Annotated in this window: 15 protein-coding genes; 6 read left to right on the forward strand and 9 right to left on the reverse strand. The window is 64.7% G+C overall.

Annotation, left to right across the window (positions count from 1 at the left end):
• Positions 1-122: 122 nt before the first annotated feature.
• Positions 123-644, reverse strand: a complete 522-nt coding sequence (locus AC1RQP_RS35040) for a hypothetical protein (RefSeq protein ID WP_061879002.1) — start codon at positions 642-644, stop codon at positions 123-125.
• Positions 645-960: 316 nt separating this feature from the next.
• Here AC1RQP_RS35040 and AC1RQP_RS35045 point away from each other — a divergent pair, with 316 nt between their 5' ends.
• The 3 genes from AC1RQP_RS35045 (at position 961) to AC1RQP_RS35055 (ending at position 4,461) form a co-directional block, all read left to right on the forward strand.
• Positions 961-1,257, forward strand: coding sequence for a co-chaperone GroES (locus AC1RQP_RS35045; RefSeq protein ID WP_025033779.1), 297 nt, complete (start codon positions 961-963; stop codon positions 1,255-1,257).
• Between the two features lie 163 nt (positions 1,258-1,420).
• Positions 1,421-3,052, forward strand: coding sequence for a chaperonin GroEL (groL, locus tag AC1RQP_RS35050; protein ID WP_492941809.1), 1,632 nt, complete (start codon positions 1,421-1,423; stop codon positions 3,050-3,052).
• A 197-nt stretch (positions 3,053-3,249) separates the two neighbouring features.
• Positions 3,250-4,461 carry a hypothetical protein gene (locus AC1RQP_RS35055; RefSeq protein ID WP_492941811.1) on the forward strand — a complete coding sequence of 404 codons (1,212 nt, stop codon included), beginning with the start codon at positions 3,250-3,252 and terminating at the stop codon, positions 4,459-4,461.
• 183 nt (positions 4,462-4,644) lie between these two features.
• Here the strand turns inward: AC1RQP_RS35055 and AC1RQP_RS35060 are convergent, their stop codons facing one another.
• Together AC1RQP_RS35060 and AC1RQP_RS35065 are read right to left on the reverse strand one after the other, a co-directional pair.
• Positions 4,645-5,043: an META domain-containing protein gene (locus AC1RQP_RS35060; protein WP_492941813.1), complete on the reverse strand. Its 399-nt coding sequence runs from the start codon at positions 5,041-5,043 to the stop codon at positions 4,645-4,647.
• Between the two features lie 133 nt (positions 5,044-5,176).
• Entirely contained in the window at positions 5,177-6,841 is a 1,665-nt protein-coding gene (locus AC1RQP_RS35065; protein WP_492941815.1) for an L-lactate permease, read from the reverse strand.
• A 311-nt stretch (positions 6,842-7,152) separates the two neighbouring features.
• Here AC1RQP_RS35065 and AC1RQP_RS35070 point away from each other — a divergent pair, with 311 nt between their 5' ends.
• Positions 7,153-8,910, forward strand: a complete 1,758-nt coding sequence (locus AC1RQP_RS35070) for an ABC transporter ATP-binding protein/permease (protein WP_239621055.1) — start codon at positions 7,153-7,155, stop codon at positions 8,908-8,910.
• A gap of 211 nt (positions 8,911-9,121) precedes the next feature.
• Here AC1RQP_RS35070 and AC1RQP_RS35075 read toward each other — a convergent pair whose 3' ends face one another.
• From AC1RQP_RS35075 to AC1RQP_RS35090, 4 genes are all read right to left on the reverse strand, one after another.
• Positions 9,122-10,153, reverse strand: a complete 1,032-nt coding sequence (locus AC1RQP_RS35075; RefSeq protein ID WP_239621053.1) for a TorF family putative porin — start codon at positions 10,151-10,153, stop codon at positions 9,122-9,124.
• A gap of 403 nt (positions 10,154-10,556) precedes the next feature.
• Positions 10,557-10,931: a histone gene (locus AC1RQP_RS35080; protein WP_239621046.1), complete on the reverse strand. Its 375-nt coding sequence runs from the start codon at positions 10,929-10,931 to the stop codon at positions 10,557-10,559.
• An 86-nt stretch (positions 10,932-11,017) separates the two neighbouring features.
• Positions 11,018-12,340, reverse strand: a complete 1,323-nt coding sequence (glcF, locus tag AC1RQP_RS35085) for a glycolate oxidase subunit GlcF (protein ID WP_492941818.1) — start codon at positions 12,338-12,340, stop codon at positions 11,018-11,020.
• Positions 12,337-13,575 (reverse strand): FAD-binding protein, encoded by a 1,239-nt coding sequence (locus tag AC1RQP_RS35090; protein ID WP_492941820.1) that lies wholly within the window; start codon positions 13,573-13,575, stop codon positions 12,337-12,339. The genes glcF and AC1RQP_RS35090 overlap by 4 nt, the downstream gene beginning before the upstream one ends.
• A gap of 223 nt (positions 13,576-13,798) precedes the next feature.
• Between AC1RQP_RS35090 and AC1RQP_RS35095 the strand changes: the two genes are divergently transcribed.
• Positions 13,799-14,134: a putative quinol monooxygenase gene (locus AC1RQP_RS35095; RefSeq protein WP_492941822.1), complete on the forward strand. Its 336-nt coding sequence runs from the start codon at positions 13,799-13,801 to the stop codon at positions 14,132-14,134.
• A 59-nt stretch (positions 14,135-14,193) separates the two neighbouring features.
• Here AC1RQP_RS35095 and AC1RQP_RS35100 read toward each other — a convergent pair whose 3' ends face one another.
• Entirely contained in the window at positions 14,194-15,687 is a 1,494-nt protein-coding gene (locus AC1RQP_RS35100) for an FAD-linked oxidase C-terminal domain-containing protein (RefSeq protein WP_492941824.1), read from the reverse strand.
• A 261-nt stretch (positions 15,688-15,948) separates the two neighbouring features.
• On the opposite strand from AC1RQP_RS35100, the gene cycA reads away from it, so the two are divergent.
• A complete protein-coding gene (gene cycA, locus AC1RQP_RS35105) occupies positions 15,949-16,344 on the forward strand; it encodes a cytochrome c-550 CycA (protein WP_492941826.1) in 396 nt (131 codons plus the stop codon).
• Positions 16,345-16,418: 74 nt separating this feature from the next.
• Here the strand turns inward: cycA and AC1RQP_RS35110 are convergent, their stop codons facing one another.
• Positions 16,419-17,375 (reverse strand): alpha/beta fold hydrolase, encoded by a 957-nt coding sequence (locus AC1RQP_RS35110; protein ID WP_492941828.1) that lies wholly within the window; start codon positions 17,373-17,375, stop codon positions 16,419-16,421.
• Between the last annotated feature and the right edge of the window lie 53 nt (positions 17,376-17,428).

Here is a 17,428-nt window from a genome sequence, read left to right on the forward strand (position 1 = left end):
GGTATCTCTCCGCGCATTCCAATGAGAGTTAGACGTGGGGAGAGAGACCCCTCACCCGTCTCGCCGCTACGCGGCGAGCCACCCTCTCCCACAGGGGGAGAGGGGAAGTCGCACGATCGCCTTTAAGCCCGCGGCGCGCAGCGGACGTAGACCATGTTGCCGTAGCGGGTGGCGGCGTCCTTGTCGATGAAGCGGGTGATCAGGACGCGGCCGTCGAAGGAGATGATCTCGCGATCCTGTTCGCCAGGGGTCGGCCCCGCCGGTCCGATGTAGTTCTTGCCGCTCGGCGAGCCCTTCAGCCGCAGTTCCTGCGGCGTCGCCTGGTCGGCCAGATGCATGATCACGCCGCCGGAGGAGCCAGCGGTGATCACATAGGGGTTCTTGCACTGCGCCCGGGCGGCTGCCTCGGTGCGGGCGCGGTCGGCCGGGTTCTGGAACGAGGCGAGACCCCAGCGGCCGACGATCTCGTCCGCGCGGATGGTGGCAGGCATTTCCGGCGCTGTGCCGGGCTCGGCTTCGGGCGGCGGAGACGACGACGAGAAGGACGGCAGGCTCATGCCGCCGCCGCAGGCGCCCAGCAACAGCGCCAGACAAGAGGCTGCCGCCAGATTGGCAACCGTGCGCGCGTGAGCTGAACTGATCATGGCATTCCCCCGAACAAGACGACGGCCGCACCCCTCCCGCAGCCAAGCGTAAAACCGCTGCCGGAGCAATGACGTCCTTCTGTACGCCGGCGCTCCGAACGAGTTTCCAATGCCACCATCCTATATCCGCCTCAACAATCGCTTAACCACCTTTGCTTGACAGGATCGCGGCCAAGCCATATTTCCGGGCGCACTATTAGCACTCGGAAAGCCCGATTGCTAAGCGCGCCGTTCGGTCTCTCGGGGAGAGGGTGGACGGTCGCGCCGCCCCACCGACTTCCACTCCTTCCGAAGCGAGCCTCCAAAGGGAAACGTCATGGCTAAATCCAAATTTCGTCCGCTGCATGACCGTGTCGTGGTCAAACGTATCGACGCCGAGGAAAAGACCAAGGGCGGCATCATCATTCCCGACACCGCCAAGGAAAAGCCGTCGCAGGGCGAGGTCGTCGCCGTCGGGCCCGGCGGCCGCGACGAGACCGGCAAGCTGATCCCGATCGACCTCAAGGTCGGCGACCGCGTGCTGTTCGGCAAGTGGTCGGGCACCGAGGTCAAGATCGACAACGAAGAGCTCCTGATCATGAAGGAGTCGGACATCATGGGCGTGCTGGCCTAAGGCCATCTGCCTGAACGGCCGCTGAATGCTCCATCGACATGCCCGGGCTTGCCCCGCCGAAGCGGCTACGGCCGTGCAGGCCGGACAAGCCCGGTAGGACGGAGAGAGCGCGGCAGGAAACAGCACGAACAAGACACATCACGAAACACGAGGGATTGCAGACATGGCTGCCAAAGACGTCAAGTTTTCCGGAGACGCGCGCGACCGCATGCTGCGCGGCGTCGACATTCTCGCCAACGCCGTCAAGGTGACGCTCGGCCCGAAGGGCCGCAACGTCGTCATCGAGAAGTCGTTCGGCGCGCCCCGCATCACCAAGGACGGCGTCACCGTCGCCAAGGAGATCGAGCTCGAGGACAAGTTCGAGAACATGGGCGCCCAGATGCTGCGCGAGGTCGCCTCGAAGACCAACGACACCGCCGGCGACGGCACCACCACCGCGACCGTGCTGGCCCAGGCCATCGTGCGCGAGGGCGCCAAGGCGGTTGCCGCCGGCATGAACCCGATGGACCTCAAGCGCGGCATCGACACCGCGGTCGCGGCCGTGGTCAAGGACATCGAGAAGCGCGCCAAGCCGGTCGCCGCCTCCTCCGAGGTCGCCCAGGTCGGCACCATCTCGGCCAACGGTGACGCCGCCATCGGCAAGATGATCGCCCAGGCGATGCAGAAGGTCGGCAACGAGGGCGTCATCACCGTCGAGGAGAACAAGTCGCTCGACACCGAGGTCGACATCGTCGAAGGCATGAAGTTCGACCGCGGCTATCTCAGCCCCTACTTCGTCACCAACGCCGAGAAGATGACCGCCGAGCTCGAGGATGCCTACATCCTCCTGCACGAGAAGAAGCTCTCGGGCCTGCAGGCCATGCTGCCGGTGCTGGAAGCCGTGGTGCAGTCGGGCAAGCCGCTCGTCATCATCGCCGAGGACGTCGAGGGCGAGGCGCTGGCGACCCTGGTCGTCAACCGCCTGCGTGGCGGCCTCAAGGTCGCGGCCGTCAAGGCGCCGGGCTTTGGTGACCGCCGCAAGGCCATGCTGGAGGACATCGCGATCCTCACCGGCGGCCAGCTCATCTCCGAGGAACTCGGCATCAAGCTCGAGAACGTCACGGTGAAGATGCTTGGACGCGCGGGCAAGGTGGTGATCGACAAGGAGAACACCACGATCGTCAAGGGCGCCGGCAAGAAGCCCGACATCGAGGCGCGCGTCGGCCAGATCAAGGCCCAGATCGAGGAGACCACCTCGGACTACGACCGCGAGAAGCTCCAGGAGCGCCTCGCCAAGCTCGCCGGCGGCGTCGCGGTGATCCGCGTCGGAGGCGCCACCGAGATCGAGGTCAAGGAGAAGAAGGACCGCGTCGAGGATGCGCTCAATGCCACCCGCGCTGCGGTGCAGGAAGGCATCGTCCCCGGCGGCGGCGTCGCGCTGCTCCGCGCCAAGAAGGCGGTGGGCCGTCTCAGCAACGCCAATGACGACGTCCAGGCCGGCATCAACATCGTGCTGAAGGCACTGGAAGCCCCGATCCGCCAGATCTCCGAGAACGCGGGCGTGGAAGGCTCGATCGTCGTCGGCAAGATCCTGGAGAACAAGTCCGAGACCTTCGGCTTCGACGCCCAGACCGAGGACTATGTCGACATGGTCGAGAAGGGCATCATCGATCCCGCCAAGGTGGTGCGCACCGCGCTCCAGGACGCCTCCTCCGTGGCGGGCCTGCTGGTGACCACCGAAGCCATGGTCGCCGAGCTGCCGAAGAAGGAAGCTGCGCCGGCCATGCCGGCCGGCGGCGGCATGGGCGGCTTCTAGGCTCCGTTCCATTGCAGTATTGCGAAGGCCGCCTCCGGGCGGCCTTCTTTTTTGCCGACCCTGCCTCTCCGCTTTCCAATTCAACCGGCAGCCAAAAACCACTACGGTGGCGCCGATTCTAACTGTTTGGGCATGATCCTCTCGGAAAACCGCTTCACACTTTTCCGGATCATGCCCGTTGCCCGAGGTCTTCGTCGATGCGCGCGCTTCCGGTTTGTTCGACTGCCCTTCTGGCGGCTCTGCTCGCCGTCTCGCCCGAGTCCGCCTCCGCCCAGATGAAGCTGTCGCCGAAGGCGACGGCGCCGGGCGGCATCGAGACGCGCTATTTCACCTCGATCGACGGGCTGATGGACGGCAATGCCGACGTGATCCTGAAGGAGACGCGCCAGGGCAAGACGGTCACCGCGGCGGTGCTCGACGTCTGCTACCCGATCGCGAAAAACTCCGACCGCAAGGACCGCTTCGTCGTCAATCTCCAGGTCGCCGGCCAGACGCTGACGGGAACGACGCAGAGCATCAGTGAGAAGTCGCCGGTCAGCGTCAAGCTGACGCGCAAACAGTCCGGCGACACGTTCGAGTTCCGCGGCCAGATCGCGGTCGGCCAGGCGGTGACCGAGGTCACCTCGCCCGACAATTCCGATCTCAGCGAAAGGGAATTTCTGGACAACCAGACCTCCGACGACGGCATCACGCCGCAGCCGAAGGATTTCACCGACGTCTCGCCGGAAGCGATCGCGGTCAAGGTCAAGCTCGACGCGGCAACCGACTTCCTGAAGAGCCTGAAGGGCCAGGAGGTCGAGGTGACGCTGGCCAGCCTCACCGTCGGCTGCGACGCACTGCGCGCAGGCGAGCAGACCATCAACATGTCGGTCGATCCCGAGCGCGCCGGCGCGCTGCTGTCGAAATTCAAGGCGATGCCGGGCGTCACGGCCGCAGGCTGGACCGCGGGCATGACCGAGATGGACCGCACCATCCGCTTCCCCGCCGCGGACTGGCGCGAGGGCGACAAGATCAACAAGGGCAAGCTCGCGACTGCGGTGGCGAGCGTGCTGAGCAGGACACTCGCGGCAAAGCCGGTCTCGCAGAACTTCAACCCCGCGACCGGCAAGCTCAAGCTGGTGTTCAAGCGGCCGAACCAGGATCTTCCGGCGCTCGATCTCACCGACACGATCGAGGTCGCAGGGCTCGTCTCGCCGGACAAGCCCGGCACCACCGACAAGCTCATGCTCTGGATCGGCAGCCCCGCCACCACGACCGCCGACGAGAGCAGCGGTGCCAAGCTCAACCTGTCCGACGACGCGAGCCTGGACGAAGAAGGCGATCTGCCTGACGACAACGGCTCGATCGAGGCGCTTGCCAAGGAGCTGAAGGGCCAGCGCTGGGACGCCGACAAATCGGAGTGGAAATAGCACGCCGAACGATCGTGCCCCGGACGCCATAAGCGCGTTGACGCGCGTCTTCGACGCGCTATGGCGAAGCGCTGCGAGCCGGGGCCCAGAGGCCGCAAGCGGAATCGCGGAGAGACAACTGGGTCCCGGCTCTGCGTCGCATCGCTTAGGCGATGCGCCTTGTCCGGGACACGAGAGCGTGCCTCAGTTCCCGTTGACGCGAAAGTGCAGCGGCTTGGGGCCAATCAGCGTCAGCACGTCGCCCTGGCGCCTCCAGGTTTCGACGCTGCCGAGCGCGGCCACGAGTTCGTCGTCGGCCTGCGCCTTCGCCGGCGGACAGGAACGGTCCTGGATCTGGCCGGGAACGAAGATCACGGTGTTGCCGGCAACCGAGAACTGGCCCTTGCCGCCCTTGCACCAGAGCTCCAGCACGACTTCGCCATGGTCGCCGATCTCGATGTTCGGAATCCGCTTCGAGCCTGCTTGCGGCAATGCTTCCAGCGTCATCTCGGTGCCGAACGGGAAACCGTCCTCGGCACGCGCGAGCGTGGACATCGCGAGCATTGCAACTGCCGCACACACCAATCGCTTGAGCGAAACCATGAGACCTCTCGACCGACCCGATTTGCGGCACCTTCTATAAGATGGCGATGCCAATGAGAAGGTTCGCCCGGATGCAAAAAATCCCCGCGGGGGCGAACCTCGCGGGGATTTGTCTCGAGCGAGGCGCAGGCGACTATTTCAGGACCATCGCCGTGAACGGCCAGACATAGGCCTGCAACGTCACGAGCACGCCGACGAGGCACGCCAGCACGATCGAGTGCCAGAATACGAAGCGCAGGATGGTGCCCTCATGCCCGTACCAGTTGGTCGCTGTGGAGGCGACCACGATCGACTGGGCGTCGATCATCTTGCCCATCACGCCGCCGGAGGAGTTCGCCGCGCTCATCAGGATCGGCGACAGGCCGAGTTGCTCGGAGGTGATCTTCTGGAGGTTGCCGAACAGGATATTGGACGACGTATCCGATCCCGTCAGCGCCACGCCGAGCCAGCCGAGCAGCGTGCCGAAGAAGGGATACAGCACACCGGTCGCGGCAAAGGCGAGACCCAGCGTTGCGTCGACGCCGGACAGACGCGTCAAGGTGCCGATCGCGAGCATGGCCGAGATCGTGATCAGCGAGATCGCGCACAGACGTATGGTGCGGCCATACTCGGCCACGAGCCGGCCGGGACCGACGCCCATCAGGACGCCGGAGATGATCGCCGCGATCAGCATGCCCGTGCCGGTGAACGACAGGTATGTGAAGCTGAACACCGCAGCCTCTTTCGTCGGCCCTGGCGCGACCGGCGGCATCTTGTTGATCATCTGGTGCAGCTCGGGCACGGGATAGTTCCAGACGAAGATCGAGTTCGCCCAGCCCTTGAAGGCGCCGTTGCCCCAGATCAGCATCACGACGCAGACGATGATCCACGGCAACAGCGCACTGAAGAGTTCGCTTTGCGTCAGCGGCGTCTTGTCGAGCGGCCTTGCCGCCGCCATGGTCGAGGCCGATTCATCGTGGCCCCGCAGCGCCGGCGAGAGCCAGAGCTGCTTCGGTTGCCAGACCTTGAGGAACAGGATCAGGGCACCCATCGAGATCAGTGAGGCGCCGATGTCGACGATCCAGGGATTGATGTAGTTCGAAATCACGAATTGCGGGACGGCAAACGATAAGCCGGTGACGAGGATCGCCGGCCAGACGTCCTTCATGCCTTTCCAACCGGCGAACGCCCACACCACCCAGAACGGCACGATCAACGAGAAGAACGGCAATTGCCGGCCGACCATCGCGCCCAGGATGTAGGGATCGAGCCCGGTGACGGAGGCGAGGCCCTGGATCGGCGTGCCCAGCGCGCCATAGGCGACCGGCGCGGTGTTGGCGATCAGCGACAGGCCGGAGGCTGCGAGCGGCGAGAAGCCGAGCCCGATCAGCACGGCGCCGGTGATCGCGACCGGCGTGCCGAAGCCGGAGGCGCCCTCGAAGAACGCGCCGAACGAGAACGCGATCAGCAGCAATTGCAGCCGCCGGTCCTCGGTGACCCCGCCGATGGCGCGCTTGAGCAATTCGAAGCGGCCGGTGCTCACCGTCACCTGGTAGAGGAAGATGACGTTGAGGACGATCCAGCCGATTGGGAAGAACCCGGTGACGATGCCCAGCACCGAGGCGCGGATCGACATGTTCGCGGGCATGGTGAAAACGAAGATCGTGATCAGGTTGGTCACGATCACGGCGATGATGGCCGCGATATGCGCCTGGACGCGACCGCTCGCGATCAGGACCAGCAGCGTGACGACGGGCACCGCCGCCGCGATGGTCGACAGCACCGGGCTGTTGAGCGGATCATAGATTTGATTCCACATGGACTTTCTCCCCACGCATGTTGCGACAGGCGGCCCGCGTGGAGAGCCGTCCTGCTTGACGATGAAAGTGAAAACCCCGAGCTGGACGCCAATTCCTCGCGAATGCAGGCGGTTCCCGTCCGCTCACAAGCTCGCGAAATCCAGACGCACCCTGCCCCGGGCCATCGAAGCCCATGCTAGGGTTGCGAGCTGCGACAATCCAACGCAAATTGTAGATCTTGCGACTTTAGTCTAAGCGCGCCCGTTTCCGCCATCGCCTCAAGTCTTTGGCTCTGGGCAGTTATGCACATCCCCCGAGGAGACCCTGCTCTGTGAAGAACATCAGCGCCACGCTCGCGATCGTCTGGCGAATCGCCATCCCTTATTTCCGATCGGAGGACAAATGGGCCGGCCGCGGCCTGCTCGCCGCCGTGGTCGCGATGGAGCTGGCACTGGTCGCGATCGACGTGCTCGTCAACCAGTGGCAGAACCGGTTCTACAGCGCGCTCCAGACCAGCGACTGGGACACCTTCGTCAGGGAGATCTGGATCTTCGTCGCGCTCGCGTTCACCTATATCGCGCTGGCTGTCTACAAGCTTTACCTGAACCAGTGGCTCCAGATTCGCTGGCGGCAATGGCTCACCCGGCATTATCTTGGCGAATGGCTTCAGAGCGCCACGCACTACCGCATGCAGCTCAAGGGCGATGCGGCCGATAACCCGGACCAGCGCATCACCGAGGACGTCAAGAGTTTCGTCGAGCAGACCCTGACCATCGGGCTCGGCCTGCTCTCGTCGATCGTGACGCTGTTCTCATTCGTCATCATCCTTTGGGGCCTATCCAACGCCGCGCCGCTACGCCTGTTCGGCACCGATCTCATGATCCCCGGCTATCTGTGCTGGGGCGCGCTGATCTACGCGATCTTCGGCACCGCGCTGACGCACTGGATCGGTGCGCCGCTGGTCAACCTCAATTTCGAGCAGCAGCGCTACGAGGCCGACTTCCGCTTCAATCTCGTCCGCGTCCGCGAGAATTCCGAGCAGATCGCGCTGCTCAGGGGTGAAGGCGCCGAACGGGCCCGCCTGCTCGATCGCTTCGGCTTCGTAATCGCCAACTGGTACGCCATCATGAGCCGGACCAAACGCCTCACCGCGTTCACGGCCAGCTATCAGCAGGCCGCAGTGATCTTTCCGTACGTGCTGGTGGCACCGGCCTTCTTCGCCAAGAAGATTCAGCTCGGCGACATGATGCAGACCGCATCCGCCTTCTCCAGCGTACAGGGCGCGCTGTCGTTCTTCGTCACGGCTTACCGGTCACTGGCGGAGTGGCGCTCGATCGTTGCGCGCCTCGATGGCTTCGAGATGTCCGTCGATTCAGCCGCGAACCTGCCGGCACATGAGCCTGCCATTACGCTGGAGGTCGCCGGCGGCGGCCGCCATATCGACCTCGAGCAGCTCTGCGTGAACCTGCCCAACGGCACGCCGCTGGTTGCCGCCAAGGCCTTCACCATCGAGACGTCGGAGCGCGTGTTGGTGACCGGACCTTCGGGCTCCGGCAAGTCCACGCTGTTCCGGGCCATCGCCGGCATTTGGCCGTTCGGTACCGGCACGGTTGTCATACCCGAGAAGGCAAAGCTGATGATGCTGCCGCAGCGGCCCTATTTTCCGGTCGGCATGTTGCGCGATGCCGTTGTCTATCCGGCATCGCCCGGCGCGTTTGACGCCGCGCAAGTCCGCGACGCTCTGATCGCCGTCGGGTTGCCCGACCTTGCCGAGCGGCTGGAGGAGGACGGCCACTGGAACCGGATGCTGTCGCTCGGCGAGCAGCAGCGCCTGGGGCTTGCGCGCGCGCTGTTGCATGTACCGGACTATCTGTTCCTGGACGAGGCCACGGCGTCGCTGGACGAACCCTCCGAGGCCCGGCTTTACCGCCTGCTGACGGAGAAGCTGCCGCAGGCCACCATCGTCTCGATCGGCCACCGCTCGACGCTCGACGCCTTCCACACGCGCAAGGTCGCGCTGGTGAAGGACGGTGCGATCCACGTCCTCGGCGGCGAACGGGCGGCAGCGGAGCCGAGCGCGGCGCGTTAACGCGCGAGCGGCCTGTTACCGCCGCTTTCTGCGTCGCCATGGCCGGGCTTGTCCCGGCCATCCATGAGCTCATTGCGCGACAGTGCCGAAGACGTGGACGGCGCGGGTCAAGCCCGGGTATGGCGCTTGTGGAGAGACCCGAGCCCAAAAGCAAAGGGCGGCAGATCGCTCTGCCGCCCTTGCCGAATGACTTGGTGAAGTCGGAAGAAACTTACTTCAGATTGGTCATCGCCGTCAGGTCGACAGAGAGCTTGGCGACGCCAGCAGCGCTACACCAGTTGGAGCCGAAAGCCGTGGCTGCGTTCGCACCACCGTTGATCGGGGTGACGAAGCCGGGGCTCGAGTTGGTGGCGGAGAAGTCACTGGTGAAGGCGTTGCAGTCACCCTTCGACAGATCGGTGTCATAGTAGCGCAGATCGAGCGTGAGCACCTTGTAGGTGAAGCCGACACCGACGTTCCAGGTGTTGTAGCTCGGCTCCTTGATGCCGTTCGCGTAGACCGGATCGCCTGCGATGCCATAGAAGATGTCGGATGTGCCGAGCCACTGGCGGCCGAACTCACCCGACACATACATGCCGACGCCACTGGCGCCGAAGGTCGTGCTCGGCGCAGTCCACTTGGCCGTGACCGAGGCGTAGTTGCCCCAGGCGCCGAGGTTCAGGAAGTTCGGCGAATAGTACTCGTTGAAGCCGACCGTCCACTGGTCGTTGATGGCGACGTTCAGCTTGGCATAGGCTTCGAAGAAGCTTGCGTCCTTCTTGGCAAAGTTGCCGTTGATCGGAAGGCCGATCGCGCCCTGGGAATTATCCAGGTCGGTACCGCAATTGCCCTGCGCGAGGGTGCCCTGCGAGCCGAAGCAGCTTCCGCCCGGATAGAGGTAGCCCCAGACACCGAAATCGAAGGCGAACATGCCGAAAGTCGGGCGGATACCGCCGTAGATGTCGACTTCTGCCGCGGCGCGGTTCGGGAACGAGATGCTCGCGGCGGCCGTACCGATATAGAGCTGGAGGTCCTTGTTGACGTTGTAGCGCGGCTCGAAATAGGCCGTCACCGACGGGTTGTGGTTCGACTGGGTAATACCGCGGAAGATGTAATCGCTCATGATGCCGGCGCCGAAAGCGACATCCCACGGATCGAAGGCCGGGGGCGGCGGGGCCTTCAGCGCCTTCACCCGCAAGTCTGCCGCGAAAGCCGAGCCCGTGACCATTGCCAGCGCCGTTGCCAACAAAACCGCTTTTTTCATTTCGATCCCCATCACCAATTCTTAGACCCCAGTCGGATCCCGGAAGCCCCCCGGGGTGCTCGACCTGATTGCAAATTACATCACTGCGACAATCTGGATCGGCGGATAGGAACCGTGAAGCAAAAAGCGCGGGCATCTGCCGACTTTTTAGGCGTTTTGACCATTTCACGAAAGGTTGTTCGCCTGTGTGGCTTCCCGATCACATTTTTCTCATTCCAAAGTGCACAGGAGGCCCGTGTAAGTCCGGGGGTCTTCGGCTGGGGTGACGCCCAGGCCACGAATCAGACAGGCGCGGCAAACGGCTGAGACTGAATCAGCTTGCGACGATGCAAAAAGGCCGCAGCGCCCGGCGCCGCGGCCTTCCTGATTGCAGATCGCTTCAAGAGCCAGGGAGCGGCCGGGCTTACCCCTGTCCCTCGGCCGGCGCGGGTTCCGCAGAAGACGAAGGCATCGCCCAGCTTGTCTCGGAGGCAGGCTCGGGAGCCGGAGCTTCCACCGGTGCCGACGGTTTCGGAGCAGGAGCTGCCTTCGCCTTCTTCGGTGCCGCTTTCTTCGCGGCCTTCTTGGGTGCGGCCTTCTTGGCCGACTTCGCCGCAGCCTTCTTGGCGGCTTTCTTCGGGGCTGCCTTCCTGGCAGACTTCTTCGCAGCTTTCTTTGCAGTCTTCTTGGCAGACTTCTTTGCGGACTTCTTGGCCGACTTCCTTGCGGTCTTCCTCGCTGCTACGGCCTTCTTCGCTTTCTTGGCCTTCTTGCTTTTCTTCTTCTTCGCTTTCGCCATCGTGGTCCTCCTGTTGCCGCCGAACAATGGTCGATCGGGCGTCGTTCTGCCGTCACCTTCGGACGAAAGCTCGAGCCCCTGAAAGCTCAAGCTTGTGCATTCGATGTCGGCCGCGACCCGCCCGTAGCCCAATCGAGAAGCTCAATCGTGTGTACGACCGGAACTGACGTGCCACTGGCAATCTGCACCATGCAGCCGATATTGCCCGCGGCAATCATGTCCGGCTTGACGCTTGCGATGTTGGCGACCTTGCGGTCGCGCAACCGGCCCGCAAGCTCGGGCTGGAGAATGTTGTAGGTCCCCGCCGAGCCGCAACACAAATGGCTCTCGGGCACATCTTTCACCACGAATCCATTCTTGGAAAGCAATTCTTTCGGAAGGCCCGTGATTTTCTGCCCGTGCTGCAACGAACACGCGGAGTGATAGGCGACGACGATGTCGTCCTGTCTCGCAGTTGTCGCGAGTTCGAGGCCGGCGACGTATTCGGTGATGTCCTTGGCGAGCGCCGACACCTTCGCCGCATCGGCCGCGAACGCGGAGTCCTCGCGCAGGAGATAGCCATAGTCCTTGATGACCGTGCCGCAGCCGGAGGTCGTCACCAGGATGGCGTCGAGCCCCTCGCCGGCCGCTTCCTTGCGCCACGCCGCGACGTTGGCGCGAGCTCGCGCCAGCGCATCCCGGTCGTTGCCAAGGTGATGGGTCAGCGCACCGCAGCACTGCTCGTCCCGGACCAGGACCACCTCGATGCCGTGGCGGGTGAGGAGGCTGATGGCGGCCTGGTTGATGCGCGGCGCCAGCACCTGCTGGGCGCAGCCCTGGAGCAGCGCCACACGTCCGCGCTTCTTGCCGAGCGCCGCGAATACGCTGCCCGCGGCAGGCCCAGCCGGCGGCAATTGGTTCGGAGCCAGCGCCAGCATCGCCTTGATGCGCTGGACCAATCCGGGCGTCGCCGAAGGCCGGGGCGTCGGCAGCAGAACGCTCAGCGGACGCACCAGCCGCGCCAGCCACATGCTGATGCGGAAGCGCTGCGGGTCCGGCAGGACGAAGGCCAGCACCTGGCGCAGCAGCCGCTCGGGCAGCGGCCGCTGATAACGCTGCTCGATCCGGACCCGGGCCTGGTCGACGAGGTGCATGTAGTTCACCCCCGAGGGGCAGGTCGTCATGCAGGCAAGGCACGACAGGCAGCGGTCGATATGCTTGACCACCTCGGCCGTCGGCGCCTGGTCCTTCTCCAGCATCTCCTTGATCAGGTAAATGCGGCCGCGCGGGCTATCGAGCTCGTCGCCGAGTAGCACATAGGTCGGACAGGTTGCGGTGCAGAAGCCGCAATGGACGCAGGCACGCAGGATCTTGTCGGCTTCCGCGATATCGGGGTCGGCGAGTTGCGCGAGCGAGAATTCAGTCTTCATGACGCAGCTCCCCGCGTCAGCCGTCCCCGGTTGAGAATGGCCTTCGGATCGAAGCTGGCACGCACCCGCTCGCTGAGGGCGGCGATCCCGGGCGCCTGCGGCTGGAACACGTCGATCGCGCGCCTGACATCCTCGGCCGCCCGGATCAGCGTGGCGTGCCCACCGACCGCGTTCGTGCGCTCGCGCACGGCCGGGGCATGCGCGTCCGGCTTCGGTGGCACTGCCGCCCAGATCAGCCCGCCGCCCCAGTCGTAGATCACATCGCCCCCCGTCTCGCGTGCCAATTGGGTGCCGAGTGCCGCGCCCGAGGCCGGCGGACAGACGATCCGCCACACCGGCCAGGCGCCGAGCGCGCCGCTTGCCGCAAACGGCAGCACATCGCGGATCGCGGCCCACAGCGCCGCAGATGCCCCATCCTCGACCAGCGTCGCGGTTCCAAACGGCGCCAGCAATTCGCGCAGCGATCCGGCACGGTGCGCGGCGGAGGCGGTGATGCCCTCGAGCCGCAGCGCGGTCAGCGCCTCGCCCTGGCCCGCGATGTCGCCAATCCCCTCGGTCCTGGCCCGGAATGCCGATTTCGGCAGATGCGCGGCACCGGAGACGTCGAAGGGCGAGCCCAGCGCCGCGGTCATGGCCTTGTTGGCGGCGGCATCGTCGAGCCCGCGCAGCAGCAGCGTCCGCTCGGCTTCCGGCTTCGGCATTACCTTGAGCGTGACCTCCGTCATCACCGACAGCGTGCCCCAGGAACCGGCGAGCAGCTTGCAGAGATCGTAGCCGGTGACGTTCTTCACCACCTTGCCGCCGGTCTTGAAGCTGTCGCCGAAGCCCGAGACGGCGTGCGCCCCCAACAGATGATCGCGCGCCCCGCCCGCCCGGATGCGCCGCGGTCCGGCCAGCCCGGCCGCGATCATGCCGCCGATGGTGCCTGATACCGGCGTGCCGAGCAGCGGGGCGGTGTTCATCGGCTCGAAGGCGAATTGCTGGTTCTTGGCATCGATCAGCGACAGCACGTCGGCGAGCGGCGCACCGGCCTGGAGCGTGACGATCAGCTCATTGGGCTCGTAGGAGGTGACGGCATTCAGCGCGGAGACGTCGAGCACGGCGTTGGTCGCCATGGCGTGGCCAATGCTGCGCTTGGAGCCATGGCCGATGATCTCGAGCGGCTGCTCATTGGCAATCGCCGCGCGCACCACCTCTTCAACGTCTTTGGCGTCTCTGACCTTGAGCGTATCCACGGGCAAAGGCGGTAGCGAAATTCGCCGCCAAAATCAAATGCAGGGTGACGCCGGCGACCATTGCCGCCGCGATCGGGATCCACCACGGGGCCCAGCCGCGATTCAATCTCCATCGAAGCATTCACGACACCGACACTTCGATCACCGGCGAACCAAAGCCGCCAGGCTATCGCTACAAGTCTGCACCGATCGCGCTCGAGGCCAACCGATGGAGACAGACATCATGAATCATTATGCCACGCAGAAATCTCTCAGCGAGGCCGTCGACGGCGGCGGCCTGCTCGTCGTCGCGCAATGGGAGGCGAAGCCGGACGAGGCCGACAAGGTCGCCGCGATCCTCGACCGCTTCCTGCCGGAGGCGCAGCGCGAGGACGGCGTCAAGCTGTTCCTGATCTCGCGCGCCAAGGACAATCCGGCCCAGTTCCTGTTCTACGAACTGTTCCGCGACGAGGCGGCATTCAAGGCGCACCAGGAGAGCGCCCATTTCAAGGCCTGGATCGCCGGCGAAGCGCTGCCGCTGCTGGCAAAACGCGAACGGGCTCAATACGGGCTGCTGTGAGGGTCGCTTTCTTCCTTCTCCCCTTCACAAGGGGAGAGGGTGCAACGTCAGCACGGCCGTCAGAACCGCGGGATGTCCGGAAACGCCACCTTGCCCGCATGCACATGCATGCGGCCGAGCTCGGCGCAGCGGTGCAGGGTCGGAAACACCTTTCCGGGATTGAGCAGGCCCTGCGCATCGAAGGCGCATTTCAGCCGCTGCTGCTGGTTGAGGTCGATCTCGGAAAACATCTCCGGCATCAGGTCGCGCTTCTCGATGCCGACGCCGTGCTCGCCGGTGAGCACGCCGCCGAACTCGACGCAGGCGCGCAGGATGTCGGCGCCGAAGGCTTCGGCGCGCTCGATCTCGCCGGGCTTGTTGGCATCGTAGAGGATCAGCGGATGCAGGTTGCCGTCGCCGGCGTGGAACACGTTGGCGCAGCCGAGCTGGTATTTTTCCGAGAGCTCGCGGATGCGCGCCAGCGCCTTCGGCAGCGCGCCGCGCGGGATGGTGCCGTCCATGCAGAGATAGTCCGGCGAGATGCGGCCGACGGCAGGAAACGCGGCCTTGCGGCCGGCCCAGAACAGGTTGCGCTCGGCCTCCGAGGTCGAGATCTGGCACGTGGTCGAGCCGCAGGCATTGGCGATCGTCTCGACGCGCGTGATCAGCTCGTCGACCTCGATCTTGGGACCGTCGAGCTCGATGATGAGAAGCGCCTCGACGTCGAGCGGATAGCCGGCATGGACGAAGGCCTCGGCGGCGTGGATCGCCGGCTTGTCCATCATCTCCATGCCGCCCGGAATGATGCCGGCACCGATGATGCGCGCGACGCATTCGCCGGCCGCCTCGACCTCTGCAAAGCCGACCATCAGCGCGCGCGCCGTCTCCGGCTTCTGCAGGATGCGCACCGTGATCTCGGTGATGACACCGAGCAGGCCTTCCGACCCGGTGATGACGCCCATCAGATCGTAGCCCGCGTTCTCCGCAGACTTGCCGCCGATGCGCAATATTTCGCCGCTCATCAGCACGATCTCGCAACCGAGCACGTTGTTGGTGGTCATGCCGTATTTCAGGCAATGAACGCCGCCGGAATTCTCGGCGACATTGCCGCCGATCGAGCAGGCGATCTGCGAGGACGGATCGGGCGCGTAATAGAAGCCGGCATGCGCGACCGCCTGGCTGATCGCAAGGTTGGTGACGCCGGGCTCGGTGACGACGACGCGGTTGTCGAAATCGATCTCGCGAATGCGCTTGAACTTGCCGAGCCCCAGCAGCACGCCGTCTTCGAGCGGCAGCGCCCCGCCGGACAGCGAAGTGCCGGAGCCGCGCGGCACCACCTTGATGCCTTGCGCAGCACAATATTTCAGGACGAGCGAGACCTGCTCGGTCGTATCGGGCAGCACCACGACCATCGGCGGCTGGCGGTAGGCGGTCAGCCCGTCGGATTCATACGCCCGCATCTCGGCTGCGCTGTCGATCACGCCCTCACCGGGCACGATTGCGCGCAACGCAGCAATGATCTCCGCGCGGCGCGCGAGCACCGCCTGGTCGCTCGCAGGCATCATGATGGTCATGACATATCCTTCCGGCTCATAGCCCACGATCAATTTTGTCGCGGCAAATCAATCACGTCCGCGCCTGTTTGGGTAGGCCATCCGAAAGTCGGATCAACGATGTTCCGCGAGTTCGCTCTGGGACAAGTAGGAAATCGTGAAACCTGTCATGGTTTGATGGCTTGTCCAAGCCGCGCAGGCCTGCCAAAAGCGGCGGGCCGGCGATTGTCGATCAGGCAAGAGACTGACCAGACCCACCAGGGAAGAGACGAAGAGCACCCGATGACAAAACTGACTTTTGGCGCACTGACGATCCTCACCGTGATTGCCACCGCACCTGCCGCGATGGCGCAGGATGTCGCGGCCGGCAAGACGTCGTTCAACAAATGCCTGGCCTGCCACGCGATCGGCGACGGCGCCAAGAACAAGGTCGGCCCCGAGCTCAACGGCCTCAACGGCCGCAAGTCGGGAACCGCGCCGGACTACAATTATTCGGACGCGAACAAGAATTCCGGCATCACCTGGGATGAGGCCACGTTCAAGGAATATATCAAGGACCCCAAGGCCAAGATTCCCGGCACCAAGATGGCGTTCGCCGGCATCAAGAACGAGACCGAGATCAATAATCTTTGGGCCTTCCTCGCCCAATACGACAAGGACGGGAAAATCAAGCAGTAGGCGCGCAAAAGGCGGCCGCCAGAGCTGACGCGTTTTCTTCACGCGAACTGATATCCACTTCGCTCGAGAGCGCCTTAATCGGCGGCCGCCTGCGCCGGGACGATCCTGCCGATCATCGTCTCGATCTCCGCCTTCACGAGATCCGGCACGGCGTTCTGCACCATGTGGCCGAGGTCGGGCAGCACGATCAGCTTCGCATTGGGCACCGCTGCGGCGAACGGGCGCGCGTGGATGCTGGTTTTCACCGTCTTGTCGGGCTCACCGGCGACGATCGTGACCGGCGCCCTTATCTCGCCATAGCGCGCGACTTGCGCGGCGACCGACTCTTTCAGAGTCACGAGATCATAGGCATTGGCGATGAACTCGCGCGGACGCAGCAATAGCGGCGTCGCGGAGTCCTTGACGAAGCCATCCGGCATGGTTTGCGGCAGGAAGACGTTGCGTGCGCCGGATTCAGCGAGGACATAGCCCAGCGGCAGCGTGATCGTGTAGGCGAGCAGCGGGCCGATCACGGGCGTTGCGATGATCTCGTTGTAGCGGCCGACACCGCCGCGCCAGGGATGAGTGACGGGCGCGAGCATGACGAGACCGGCAACGCGGTGCGGATGATCGAGCGCGATCCGCGCGCCGAGGGCGCCGCTCCAGGAATGCACCACGAAAACCGCGCGATCGATCCCGAGCCTGTGAAGCGCCTCATCGATCATCCGCGCCTGGATTTGCGGCGTCGAATCCTGTCGCCGCCCGCGCGTGCTCCAGCCATGGCCGGGACGATCGATCAGAATCACGCGGCGGTCCCCGGCGAGGATGTCGCCGAGCGGCCGCCGCATCGCTTCGAGATTGGAGCTCGCGCCGTGCAGCATCACGATCGGAAGACCCGAATCGCGGGGACCGATATCGACGACGTGAAGCCTCGCGCCATCGACCTCGACCATCCGGCCCTGAGGCGGAAAGGCGCGTTGCACGGCGACGATTCCCGCCTGCGTGACCAGTGCCAGCAGGACCAGCGCCGTCACGACTGACATCACGATCATGGAGAAATTCCGGGTGATCCTGGGCACAGGGCAGCTACGGGTCTGATCGCACG

The sequence above is a fragment of the Bradyrhizobium sp. GW821-FHT13H06 genome, assembly GCF_058803975.1.